Genomic DNA, 12,662 nt, shown 5'->3' with positions numbered 1-12,662 from the left:
CATGCTGCTATGGCTGGCACAAAATTTTCAGCAGGATTTCAGTTTCCTGCGCGTCTTCAACTTCATCACCTTTCGCGCCGTGTTCGCGACGTTGACGGCGTTGATGATCGGCTTGATCGCGGGGCCCGGCGTGATCCGCATGCTGGCCCGCCTGAAGGTCGGGCAGGCGGTGCGCACCGACGGTCCGCAGACGCACTTGATCAAATCCGGCACGCCGACCATGGGCGGCGTGCTGATCCTGATTGCGATCGGCATCTCGACTTTGCTGTGGAGCGACCTGGGCAATCGTTTTGTCTGGATCGTACTGGTGGTGACGCTGGGTTTCGGCACCATCGGCTGGGTCGACGATTACCGCAAGGTGGTCTACAAGGATCCGAACGGCATGCGTTCACGCGAAAAATATTTCTGGCAATCGGTGATCGGCGTGGTGGCGGCGATCTACCTGGCGTTCTCGGTATCGGCGCCGAACAATACCCAGGTCTGGGACTTGTTCGTGGCTTGGGTCGAGTCCGGTTTCAGCCTGGACCTGCCGCCCAAGGCCGACTTGATCGTGCCGTTTTTCAAGACCATCAGCTATCCGCTGGGAGTCTGGGGTTTCATGGCCCTGACCTATTTCGTTATCGTCGGCACCAGCAATGCGGTCAACCTGACCGACGGCCTGGACGGCCTGGCGATCATGCCGACTGTGATGGTAGGAGCGGCGCTGGGTTTGTTCGCCTACCTCACCGGTAACGTGACTTTCGCCAAATACCTGCTGATCCCGCATATCCCGGGCGCCGGCGAACTGCTGATTTTCTGCGGCGCGATGGCCGGCGCCGGACTTGCCTTCCTTTGGTACAACGCCTATCCGGCCCAGGTCTTCATGGGCGATGTCGGCGCGCTGGCCTTGGGCGGCGCCCTCGGCACCGTGGCGGTGATCGTGCGCCAGGAAATCGTGCTGTTCATTATGGGCGGTATTTTTGTTGTAGAGACTTTGTCGGTGATGTTGCAGGTAATCTACTTCAAGTACACCAAAAAACGTTTCGGCGTCGGCCGCCGGGTATTGCTGATGGCGCCTTTGCACCATCACTATGAACAAAAAGGCTGGAAAGAAACGCAGGTTGTGGTGCGTTTCTGGATCATCTCGATGATGCTGGTGCTGTTTGGACTTTCAACTCTAAAGCTCAGGTAAACGGAAGGTAAGCGGCGGTAATGGACTACACGGGTAAACATGTTCTGGTATTAGGGCTCGGAGAATCGGGCCTGGCATCCGCATTGTGGCTGGCGCACTGCGGTGCGACGCTGCGCGTGGCGGATACCCGCAGCGCACCGGAACGCCTGCCGCTGCTGCAACAGGCAATTCCGGCGGTGGAGTTCGTCGCCTCCGGCGCGGAAGGCGGTTTTGCCGTCAGCCTGCTGGACGGCATCGACTTCGCTGTCACCAGCCCGGGCCTGGCGCCTACCGGCGAGCTGAAGGAAATCCTGTCGGCGGCGACTGACCGCAACATCCCGGTATGGGGTGAAATCGAAGTATTTGCGCAAGCCCTGGCGGCATTGCGCGAGAGCCGCTCGTATACGCCGAAGGTGATTGCCATCACCGGCACCAACGGCAAGACCACGGTCACCAGCCTGACCGGCCTGTTGTGCGAGCGCGCCGGCCTGACGGTGCAGGTGGCCGGCAATATCAGCCCGGCGGCGCTGGATGTGCTGCGCAACGCGCTGGAAAAAGACGCTTTGCCGCAGGTCTGGGTGCTGGAGCTGTCCAGTTTCCAGCTGCATGCAACCTGCAACCTGCACGCCGATGCCGCAACCATCCTGAACATCACCCAGGACCACCTGGACTGGCATGGCGACATGGAATCCTATGTGGCCGACAAGGCGCGCATTTTCAGCGCCGATACGGTGCGGGTGCTGAATCGCGACGATCCGTTGACGATGCAGTTCAACAACGGCAACAGCATCAGTTTCGGTTTCGACGAACCGCTGGACGGCGACTGCTTCGGCCTGGTCAGCGACAACGGCATGCAATGGCTGTCGGTGGCGGTGCCGGGCGATGAAGAGGAACGGGTCGAAAAGCGGCGCAGCAAGAAGGAACAACTGGCCTTGCTGCCGGTTTCAGTAAAACGCCTGATGCCGGCCGACGCACTGCGGATCCGCGGCCGTCACAACGCCGCCAACGCGCTGGCGGCACTGGCCTTGTGCCGCGCCATCGACCTGCCTTTTGCGCCGCTGCTGCACGGCTTGCGCGAGTATCACGGCGAGCCGCACCGGGTCGAACTGGTGACGACGATCGGCGGCGTCGAATATTACGACGACAGCAAGGGCACCAACGTTGGCGCCACGGTGGCGGCCTTGAACGGCCTGGGACGCGGCTGCGACGGCGATGGTAACGCGAGTCGCCTGCTGCTGATCGCCGGCGGCGAAGGCAAGGGACAGGATTTTTCCCCGCTGGCGGCGCCGCTGGCCACTTATGGCCGGGCATTGCTGCTGATCGGCCGCGATGCGCCGGTGATCCGCGCCGCGGTCGAAAAACAGGCCGCCGGCGTCGCCATGGTCGATTGCGCCACGCTGGAAGAGGCAGTGACGCGCGCCGCCGAACTGGCGTATGCGGGCGATGCGGTATTGTTGTCGCCGGCTTGCGCCAGTTTCGACATGTTCCGCAATTACGCCCATCGCGCGCAGGTATTCGTCGATGCCGTACGTGAGCTGGCTTTGTCGCGCGGCGAGGTTGGGCTATGAAATTCGCCTTCCCATCATTTTCAGGCAAGCCGGCGGATAATGCGCCGGCGCGGCCGCGCACGCTCGACAGCCAGAAACCCGGCGTCCAGCGTTCGAAAATGATGGAGTACGACCAGCCGCTGGTGTGGGTGGTCGTGTTGCTGATGCTGTTCGGCCTGGTGATGGTGTATTCGGCTTCGATCGCGCTGCCAGATTCGCCCAAGTATTCGAACTATACCAACGGCCATTTCCTGGTGCGGCAGGCGATTTTCATCGGCGTTTCGCTGCTGGCCGGGCTGGTGACCTTCCGCATTCCGATCGCCACCTGGCAGCGCTGGGCGCCGTACCTGTTCGTGATTACCCTGATCCTGCTGGCGATGGTGCTGGTGCCGGGTCTGGGGCGCGGCGTCAACGGCGCCAAGCGCTGGCTGTCGTTCCGCGTATTCAACCTGCAGCCGTCGGAATTGATGAAGCTGTTCATTGTCCTGTACGCCGCCAACTATACGGTGCGCAAGCAGGAAGTGATGCACAAGCTGACCAAGGGATTCCTGCCGATGACCGCCGCGGTCGGGCTGGTCGGCCTGCTGCTGATGCTGGAGCCGGATCTCGGCGCGCTCGGCGTGATCGTCTGCATTGCGATGGGCATCCTGTTCCTGGGCGGGATCAACGGCGTCTGGTTCGGCGGCATAGGCGCCATGCTGGCCGGCATGTTCACCCTGGTGATCTGGCTGTCGCCATGGCGGCGCGAGCGGATCTTCGCTTACCTGAATCCATGGGCGGAAGAGAATGCCCTGGGCAAGGCTTATCAGCTGTCGCATTCGCTGATCGCTTTCGGCCGCGGCGAACTGTTCGGCGTCGGCCTTGGCGCCAGCGTCGAGAAACTGCATTACCTGCCGGAAGCGCATACCGATTTCCTGCTAGCGGTCATTGGCGAAGAACTGGGATTTGCCGGCGTGCTGGTGGTGGTCATGCTGTTTTACTGGATCATCAAGCGCTCTTTTGAAATCGGCCGCCAGGCGATCGCCATGGACCAGACTTTTGCCGGCTTGACGGCCAAGGGCATAGGGATCTGGATCGGTGTGCAGACTTTCATCAACATGGGCGTCAACCTGGGCCTGTTGCCGACCAAGGGCCTGACCTTGCCGCTGATGAGCTACGGCGGCTCCGGGGTGCTGATCAATTGTGTCGGCCTGGCGATCTTGCTGCGCATCGATTACGAAAACCGGGTTCTGATGCGCGGGGGACGGGCATGAGCCTCGGCACAAAACGTCTATTGATAATGGCCGCAGGTACCGGCGGCCACATATTTCCTGGCCTGGCGATTGCCGACACCATGCGTGCGCGCGGCTGGCAAGTCAGCTGGCTGGGAACTACCCATGGCATGGAGCGCGACCTGGTGCCGCAGCATGGCATCGAGATGGACCAGATCACCTTTTCCGGCCTGCGCGGCAAAGGCCTGGCGCATACCTTGCGCGGCGTCTGGCGCTTGCTGGCCAGTTTCCCTGCCTGTTTCCGCATCCTGGGCCGGCGCCAGGCCGATGTGGTGCTGGGCATGGGCGGTTATGTGACGGTGCCAGGCGGCGCGATGGCGCGCTTGCGCGGCGTGCCGCTGGTGCTGGTGAACGCCGACGCGGCGCTGCTGTTGTCGAACAAGACCCTGACGCCGCTGGCGCAGCGGGTGCTGTTCGGATTCCCCGCGGATTTTGGCAAGGCCGCAAGCAAGGCGCTGGTCACCGGCAATCCGGTGCGCAAGGAAATCCTGGCCTTGCCGCTGCCGGACCAGCGTTACGGCGGCCGCATCGGTCCTTTGCGTTTGCTGGTGGTGGGCGGCAGCCTGGGCGCGAAGGCGCTCAACGATTGTTTGCCGGCAGCCCTGGCCTTGATTCCGGCCGACCTGCGGCCCAGCATCACGCATCAGTCCGGCAAGCAGCATATCGATGCCTTGCGCAGCGCTTATGCCGCAGCCGGCGTGACAGCGGAGGTGGTGGCGTTCATCGACGACATGCCGCGCCGTTATGCCGACGCCGACCTGGTGATTTGCCGCGCCGGCGCGATCACGATTTCGGAACTGACCGCGGCTGGCGTCGCCAGCGTGCTGGTGCCGCTGGTGGCGTCGACCACTTCGCACCAGCGCGACAATGCGCGCTGGATGGCGACTCAGAAAGCGGCGATCCATTTGCCGCAGACAGACTTGAGCAAAGAGCGCCTGGCCGCGCTGCTGACGCGGATTTCGCGCCAGGACTGCCAGACGATGGCGCAGGCAGCATATGAAAACGGCCGGCGCGACGCCAACCAGGCGATCGCGCAGGTCCTCGAAGAATTGGCAGGTGCGCAATGAGTAAAGACCATGAAGCATAAAGTAAAAAACATACATTTCGTCGGTATCGGCGGCAGTGGCATGAGCGGCATCGCCGAGGTGCTGCTCAATCTCGGCTATACGATTTCCGGTTCCGATCTTGGCGATAACGCTGCGACCCGGCGCCTGGCCGGTCTTGGCGCCAAAGTCAGCCGCGGCCACGCCGCCGCGAATATCGACCAGGCGCACGCGATCGTCACATCGACCGCGGTGCAGGCGGACAATCCGGAAGTCGTCGCTGCGCGCGAGAAGCACATTCCGATCGTGCCGCGCGCGGTCATGCTGGCGGAACTGATGCGCCTCAAGCGCGGCATCGCGATTGCCGGCACCCATGGCAAGACGACAACCACCAGCCTGGTGGCGAGCGTACTGGCCCAGGGCGGCCTGGATCCGACCTTCGTCATCGGCGGCCGCCTCACCAGCGCCGGCGCCAACGCCAAGCTGGGTTCGGGCGATTTCATCGTGGCCGAGGCCGATGAATCCGATGCGTCGTTCCTGAACCTATCGCCGGTGATCGAAGTGATCACCAACATCGATGCCGATCACATGGATACCTATGACCATGATTTCGGCAAGCTGAAGCAGGCTTTTGTCGAGTTTACCCAGCGCCTGCCGTTTTACGGCGTGGCGGTGCTGTGCATGGACGATGCCAACGTGCGTGAAATCATGCCGCAGATTTCCAAGCTGATCACCACCTACGGTTTCCACGCCGACGCCGACGTGCGTGCGATCGATGCCAAGGCGGTAGCCGGCCACATGCAGTTCACGGTGATCCAGAAAGGCTATGCGGCGATGCCGATCAGCCTGAACCAGCCGGGCATGCACAACGTCCAGAACGCTTGCGCGGCGATTGCGATTGCACGCGAACTGGGGGTCGCGGATGCCGCGATCCAGCAGGCGCTGACCGAATTCAACGGCGTCGGCCGCCGCTTCACGCGCTACGGCGAAATCAAGCTGCAGGACGCCGCCGGCAAGCCAAACGGCGAATTCGCCCTGGTCGACGACTATGGCCATCACCCGGTGGAAACCGCGGCGACGATTTCGGCGGCGCGCGGCGCTTATCCCGGACGGCGCCTGGTGCTGGTGTTCCAGCCGCACCGCTACACCCGTACTCGCGATCTGTTTGAAGATTTCGTAAAAGTGTTGTCGACGGTGGATGTGCTGGTGCTGGCGGAAGTGTATGCCGCCGGCGAAGCGCCGATCATTGCCGCCGACGGGCGCGCCCTGGCGCATGCCTTGCGGGTGGCGGGCATGGCCGAGCTGGTGTTTGTGGAAGACATCAACGACATGCCGGCGTCGGTCCTGAACCTGGTGCGCGACGGCGATGTAGTGATGACGATGGGCGCCGGTTCGATCAGCGGTGTGCCCGGCAAGCTGGCGCAATTGGTAGAGCAATAGACATGAATACAGCGATGAGTGAAACGATGAGCAAAAAAAAGACAGGTCATCAATTCGGCAAAGTCGGCGTGCTGTTCGGCGGCCGTTCGGCCGAGCGCGAAGTTTCCATCATGTCCGGCAACGGCGTGCTGAAGGCATTGAAAAGCCATGGCGTCGACGCCCATCTGTTTGATACGCGCGAGCGCAGCCTGGCCGAACTGGCGGCGGAGAAATTCGATCGCGTGTTCATCGCCCTGCATGGCCGTTACGGCGAAGACGGAACTTTGCAAGGCGCGCTGGAGCAGCTCGGCATCCCTTATACCGGGCCGGGCGTGATGGCGTCGGCGATAGGCATGGATAAGGTCATGACCAAGCGCATCTGGCAAAGCATGGGTCTGCCGACGCCGCGTTTTATCGTACTGGATTCGCACAGTGCAACCCGCGAAGAACTGCGCCAGGTGCCGGACGTGCTGGGTTTGCCATTGATGCTGAAAGCGCCGCATGAAGGATCGACTATCGGCATCAGCAAGGTGGTCGGCTATTCGGACATGAGCGAAGGTTTTGCCTTGTGCGCCAAATTCGATGAAAAAGTGCTGGCGGAAGAATTCGTCGCCGGCCGCGAGCTGACGGTGCCGGTGCTCGGCGCCGGCCGCCGTGCGCGGACTTTGCCTATCGTCGAGATTCGCGCGCCGGAAGGCAATTACGACTATCAGCATAAATATTTTACCGACGACACCAAGTATCTGTGTCCGGCGCCCTTGGATGAGGCGCTGACGCAGCGCATACAGGCGCTGGCGGTGCAGGCTTTCAATGCACTGGGATGCGAAGGCTGGGCGCGGGTCGATTTCATGCTGCGCTCTTCCGACAACGAACCGTACCTGCTGGAGATCAACACTTCGCCAGGCATGACTAGCCATTCGCTGGTGCCGATGGCGGCCAAGGCGGACGGTGTGAGCTACGAAGACCTGTGTGTGGAAATACTGAAGTCGGCCTCGCTGGACCTGAAGCCGTCGGCAGACTGGAAGCCGGACTGATCCGGGTGGACAACCTGAATAGAAAACCTTAACGATCCAAGCGATAAAGTCGATAACCATGTGGCAAGACATCAAAATGCTGAACGCGATTTCCGGCACCCTGCTGGGGCTGGCTGCGCTCGCATTGCTGGCGTCTGGCGTCTGGTGGCTGGCGCAGCGTCCGATGTTTACGCTGAAGACGATCAGGATCGAGGGTGCGGGGCAGAGCGAGCTGCGGCGCGTCAACCCATTGATCGTCCGCGCCAGCGCGCTGCCCCGCATCAAGGGCAATTTTTTCACGGCCAACCTGGATACGGTGCGCAGCGCATTCGAATCGGTGCCGTGGGTGCGCAAGGCGGCGGTGCAGCGCGAATGGCCGAATACGCTGATCGTGACGATTGAAGAGCATCAGCCATTGGCCACCTGGGACGATGACGGCCGCCTGCTGTCGGTGTATGGCGACTTGTTTACCGCCAACCTCGACGAAGCGGAGGAAGACGGCGAACTGCTGCGCCTGTCGGGTCCGAAGGGCAGCGAGAAAGATGTTACGGCGCGCCTGGCGGATTTTCGGGCATGGTTTGCGCCGTTGAAGCTGAACCCGGTAGAGGTGGATTTATCGAGCCGTTATGCGTGGACCGTGAAACTGGACAACGGCATGACGGTGGAGTTGGGGCGTGAGCAAAACAAGAGCACGCTGAAAGACCGTGTGGAACGGCTGGTGCAGATTTATCCGCAGCTGCTGTCGCGTTTGCAGAACCGGATTGAGAGTGTAGATATGCGGTATCCGAATGGCTTGGCGCTGAAGGCGAGCGGCTTGTCGACCGGATTGGGAAGCAAGAAAAAATAAGCGAAACACTATGACAAAAGACGCAAAAAACCTGATCGTCGGTCTCGACATCGGCACCTCCAAGGTGGTGGCCGTGGTAGCCGAGGTATTGTCCGACGGGCGCCATGAAGTCATCGGCCTGGGCCAGGCTGAGTCCAAGGGGCTGAAAAAAGGCGTGGTGGTGAACATCGAGGCCACCGTCGAATCTATCCAGCGTGCGCTGGAAGAAGCGGAGCTGATGGCCGACTGCAAGATTCGCAACGTCTACACCGGGATCGCAGGCAGCCATATCCGCAGCTTCAACTCCAGCGGCATGGTGGCGATCAAGGACAAGGAAGTCAGCGCGGCCGACGTCTCGCGCGTTATAGAAACGGCGAAGGCGGTCAACATCCCGACCGACCAGCAGTTGCTGCATACGGTGCCGCAGGAATTTATTGTGGACAGCCAGGAAGATGTGCGTGAACCAATCGGCATGAGCGGCATCCGACTGGAAGTCAAGGTGCACATCGTGACCGGCGCGGTGTCTGCAGTGCAGAACATCGTCAAGTGCATCCGCCGCTGCGGCCTGGAAGTATCGGACCTGATCTTGCAGCCGATGGCCTCGGCCGATGCGGTGCTGACGCCCGACGAGAAAGAGCTGGGCGTGGTGCTGGTCGATATCGGCGGCGGCACCACCGACGTTGCGGTGTTCACCGAAGGTGCGATTCGGCATACCGCGGTGATCCCGATTGCCGGCGACCAGATCACCAACGACATCGCGATGGCGCTGCGTACGCCGACCAACGAGGCGGAAGAGATCAAACTGCGCTACGGCGTGGCCAAGCAGATCCTGGCCGATCCGGGCGAGACGCTGGAAGTGCCCGGCCTGGGCGACCGCAATCCGCGCACCCTGTCGCGCCAGGCCTTGGCGGCAGTGATCGAGCCGCGGGTCGAAGAACTGTTTGCGCTGGTGCACCAGGTGGTGCGCGAGTCGGGGTACGAAGAGGTGCTGTCGAGCGGAGTGGTGCTGACTGGCGGTTCGGCCATGATGCCCGGCATGATCGAGCTGGCGGAGGATATTTTCCTCAAGCCGGCACGGCTGGGGACGCCGGACTACCGCGGCCAGCTGGCCGACGTGGTGCGCAGCCCGCGTTATTCGACCGTGCTGGGCCTGCTGCTGGAAGCGAAGAAACAATACCTGCGCGGTTATATCGTGACGCGCCAGGAAGGTTCGGCGAAGGCGATCTGGCAGCGCATGAAGGAATGGTTCCTGGGTAATTTTTAAGACGGCTTTTTATACGAAATTTGTTTTTAACGTTGTTTGTGCAACACGCAGTTGTCAGTTGCTAGGCCTCACACCGCGTGATGCCTATTGACTGAATGCTGCATCTTTATGAGGAAATATCATGGAAATCGATATGCTTGACAATGCAACTTTGGGCACCGTGATTAAAGTTGTCGGCGTCGGTGGCGCCGGCGGCAATGCGGTCCAACATATGATCAACAAGGGTGTGTCAGGAGTGGAGTTCATCGCCGCCAACACCGATGCGCAGGCGCTCAAGCAATCGAAGGCGCATAACGTGATCCAGATCGGCGAGACCGGACTGGGCGCGGGCATGAAGCCGTCGGTGGGTCGTCAGCTAGCCGAGGAATCGCGCGGCCGGATCGAAGACGCATTGCGCGGCGCGCACATGGTGTTCATCGCTGCGGGCATGGGCGGCGGCACCGGCACCGGCGCTGCGCCGGTGGTGGCGCAGATCGCCAAGGAACTGGGTGCGCTGACGGTGGCGGTGGTGTCGAAGCCGTTTTCGTATGAAGGCCAGAAATGCATGGACATCGCCGACGAAGGTCTGGAAGCCCTGTCCCAGCATGTTGATTCGCTGATCATCATTCTCAACGAGAAGCTCGAAGAGATTTATGAAGACGACAGCATGATGGAATGGCTGCAGCACGCCGACGACGTCCTCAACAACGCTGTCGCCGGGATCGCCGAAATCATCAATGTGCCAGGCCACATCAACGTCGACTTCAATGACGTCAAGACCATCATGGGCGAACAAGGCAAGGCCATGATGGGAACCGCCACTGCATCCGGCGTCGATCGCGCGCGCCTGGCGGCGGAGCAGGCGGTTGCCTCGCCGCTGCTGGACGGCATCGATCTGTCCGGCGCCCGCGGGGTGCTGGTCAACGTCACGGCCAGCCGCAGCCTGAAGGGGAAGGAAATCAAGGAAGTCATGGCGACCGTGCGTGCGTTTGCGGCGCCGGACGCTTCGATTGCCCAGGGCATCGCCTACGACGAAACCATGGGCGACGATATCCGCGTCACCGTGGTGGCGACCGGCCTGGGCCGTGCGCGCAAGGCTGTGCAGCTGGTGCAGGCGCCGATGATGCGCACCGGCACCCACAACGAGCCGATGATGCACGGCCAGGCTTCCGTGGGACACGGCAGCTCGTCGTTCGAAGGCATGAAGGCGCCGGCGGTATGGCGTCGCGAGTCGGCTTCCGACACGGTGCGGGCTTTGGAAAAGAACGGCATGGAAACCTACGACATTCCGGCTTTCCTGCGCAAGCAAGCGGACTAAGTCGGGGCGCTTTTGTCCCAATGGTGATGGCGGGTGCTGATACCCGCTATCATCGCCGGCATTCTGCATGAAAGTGCGGAACAGGGCATACTGCGGGTTCAACGCCGCGTCGAAAGGCGCGGCGTTTTCTTTTGTAGCATCCGCCAACATTTCGTGCTTCTGGAATACCGGCGCGCGCCATAGCGTTGCGCCACGGGCTTCAGGGCATCCATACCTAGACAAGGACTTAATCATGACTATCAAGATCGGCGATCGCCTGCCGGAAGGCAAATTAGCAGAATTCATCGAAACCGAGACCGAAGGCTGCTCGCTCGGACCAAATTCGTTCAATGTCAGCGACCTGGTCAAGGGCAAGAAAATCGCCTTGTTCGCCGTGCCGGGCGCTTTCACGCCGACCTGTTCCGCCAAGCACCTGCCTGGCTACATCCAGCATGCGGCGGAATTCAAGGCCAAGGGCGTCGATGAAATCTGGGCGGTTTCCGTCAACGATGCGTTTGTCATGGGCGCCTGGGGCCGTGACCAGAAAGCCACCGGCATCGTGCGTTTGCTGGCTGACGGCAATGCCGATTTCGTCAAGGCGCTGGGCCTGGATGCCGATTTCGGCAAGTTCGGCATGGGCGTGCGCTCACAACGTTTTTCGGCGCTGATCGACGATGGCGTGGTCAAGCAGCTGAACGTGGAGCAGGGCGGCAAGTTCGAGGTATCCAATGCGGAAACCCTGCTGGCGCAACTGGCCTAAAAGCTAGCCATTGTCGGTAAAGAAGGCGGCGCCAGTGGTGCCGTTTTTCAGTTCCGGGGCCGGAAACACCCTGGCGTGTTTTTTACCCCACAATAACTACATATCGTTACTGAATAATTATCAGTCAGACTTATAATGTCATCATGTTGAAACAGCGCACTATCAAAAGAATTGTCAAGACGACAGGCATTGGCGTCCATTCCGGCACCAAGGTCGAGCTGACCTTGCGTCCGGCAGCAGTGGATACCGGCATCGTTTTCCGGCGTGTCGATATAGATCCTGCCGTCGATTTCCCGGCCAAGGCCACCGAAGTCGGGGACACGCGCATGGCCTCGGTGCTGGTCAAAGACGGCGTGCGGGTTTCTACCATCGAACATCTGATGTCGGCCTGTTCGGGGCTGGGCATTGACAACCTGTATGTCGACGTGACTGCCGAGGAAATCCCCATCATGGACGGTTCGGCGTCGTCGTTCGTGTTCCTGCTGCAGCAAGCGGGGCTGGAAGAGCAAAACGCCGCCAAGAAATTCGTGCGCATCAAAAAATCGGTCGAAGTGCGAGAAGGCGAAGGCGACCGCGAGAAATGGGCGCGGCTCGATCCATGCAACGGTTTCAAGCTGAAGTTCTTTATCGAATTCAACCACCCTGCGGTGGATGGCACCGGCCAGACCGCGGAAGTCGATTTCGGCATCCAGTCATATGTGAAGGAAGTGGCGCGCGCCCGCACGTTCGGTTTCATGCAGGATGTGGAAACCATGCGCGGCCTGGGACTGGCGCGCGGCGGTTCGCTGGAAAACGCTATCGTGATGGATGAGTACCGCATTCTTAACAGCGATGGCTTGCGCTACGAAAACGAGTTTGTCCGCCACAAGATCCTGGACGCCATCGGCGACCTGTATCTGATCGGCCATCCGCTGCTGGCCAGCTACACCGCCCACAAGTCGGGCCACGGCCTGAACAACCAGTTGCTGCGCGCTTTGCTGGCCCAGCCGGATGCCTATGAAGTGGTCAGCTTCGACGAGTTGAGCGAAGCGCCCGGCGCTTATCAACGCCAGGTCGGGCAAGAGTGGGCTCTTAACTAGCTGTTTGTGTATAA

Annotated in this window: 11 protein-coding genes; all 11 read left to right on the top strand. The window is 61.1% G+C overall.

The window, feature by feature from the left end:
- Position 1 precedes the first annotated feature (1 nt).
- The 11 genes from mraY (at position 2) to lpxC (ending at position 12,648) form a co-directional block, all read left to right on the top strand.
- The gene (gene mraY / locus CFU_RS20530; RefSeq protein WP_014007920.1) at positions 2-1,171 is read left to right on the top strand and encodes a phospho-N-acetylmuramoyl-pentapeptide-transferase; all 1,170 of its coding nucleotides are present in this window, start codon (positions 2-4) and stop codon (positions 1,169-1,171) included.
- A 20-nt stretch (positions 1,172-1,191) separates the two neighbouring features.
- Complete coding sequence (gene murD, locus CFU_RS20525) at positions 1,192-2,718, top strand: UDP-N-acetylmuramoyl-L-alanine--D-glutamate ligase (protein WP_014007919.1); 1,527 nt, start codon at positions 1,192-1,194, stop codon at positions 2,716-2,718.
- A complete protein-coding gene (gene ftsW, locus CFU_RS20520; protein WP_014007918.1) occupies positions 2,715-3,950 on the top strand; it encodes a putative lipid II flippase FtsW in 1,236 nt (411 codons plus the stop codon). Before murD ends, ftsW begins: the two co-directional genes overlap by 4 nt.
- The gene (murG, locus tag CFU_RS20515) at positions 3,947-5,035 is read left to right on the top strand and encodes an undecaprenyldiphospho-muramoylpentapeptide beta-N-acetylglucosaminyltransferase (RefSeq protein ID WP_041742557.1); all 1,089 of its coding nucleotides are present in this window, start codon (positions 3,947-3,949) and stop codon (positions 5,033-5,035) included. Before ftsW ends, murG begins: the two co-directional genes overlap by 4 nt.
- A gap of 9 nt (positions 5,036-5,044) precedes the next feature.
- The gene (murC, locus tag CFU_RS20510) at positions 5,045-6,451 is read left to right on the top strand and encodes a UDP-N-acetylmuramate--L-alanine ligase (RefSeq protein WP_014007916.1); all 1,407 of its coding nucleotides are present in this window, start codon (positions 5,045-5,047) and stop codon (positions 6,449-6,451) included.
- 26 nt (positions 6,452-6,477) lie between these two features.
- Complete coding sequence (locus tag CFU_RS20505; protein WP_041742555.1) at positions 6,478-7,464, top strand: D-alanine--D-alanine ligase; 987 nt, start codon at positions 6,478-6,480, stop codon at positions 7,462-7,464.
- Between the two features lie 58 nt (positions 7,465-7,522).
- Entirely contained in the window at positions 7,523-8,290 is a 768-nt protein-coding gene (locus CFU_RS20500; protein ID WP_014007914.1) for a cell division protein FtsQ/DivIB, read from the top strand.
- Between the two features lie 10 nt (positions 8,291-8,300).
- Positions 8,301-9,533: a cell division protein FtsA gene (gene ftsA / locus CFU_RS20495; RefSeq protein ID WP_014007913.1), complete on the top strand. Its 1,233-nt coding sequence runs from the start codon at positions 8,301-8,303 to the stop codon at positions 9,531-9,533.
- A gap of 121 nt (positions 9,534-9,654) precedes the next feature.
- A complete protein-coding gene (ftsZ, locus tag CFU_RS20490; RefSeq protein WP_014007911.1) occupies positions 9,655-10,830 on the top strand; it encodes a cell division protein FtsZ in 1,176 nt (391 codons plus the stop codon).
- Between the two features lie 232 nt (positions 10,831-11,062).
- The gene (locus CFU_RS20485; RefSeq protein WP_014007910.1) at positions 11,063-11,569 is read left to right on the top strand and encodes a peroxiredoxin; all 507 of its coding nucleotides are present in this window, start codon (positions 11,063-11,065) and stop codon (positions 11,567-11,569) included.
- A gap of 143 nt (positions 11,570-11,712) precedes the next feature.
- Positions 11,713-12,648, top strand: coding sequence for a UDP-3-O-acyl-N-acetylglucosamine deacetylase (lpxC, locus tag CFU_RS20480; RefSeq protein WP_014007909.1), 936 nt, complete (start codon positions 11,713-11,715; stop codon positions 12,646-12,648).
- Positions 12,649-12,662: the final 14 nt, after the last annotated feature.

It is taken from the genome of Collimonas fungivorans Ter331, from assembly GCF_000221045.1.
In the GTDB taxonomy this organism is placed as follows: Bacteria; Pseudomonadota; Gammaproteobacteria; order Burkholderiales; family Burkholderiaceae_D; genus Collimonas; species Collimonas fungivorans_A.
Note: the sequence above shows the minus strand (reverse complement) of the source record. Positions and strands in the feature narration are given on the sequence as shown.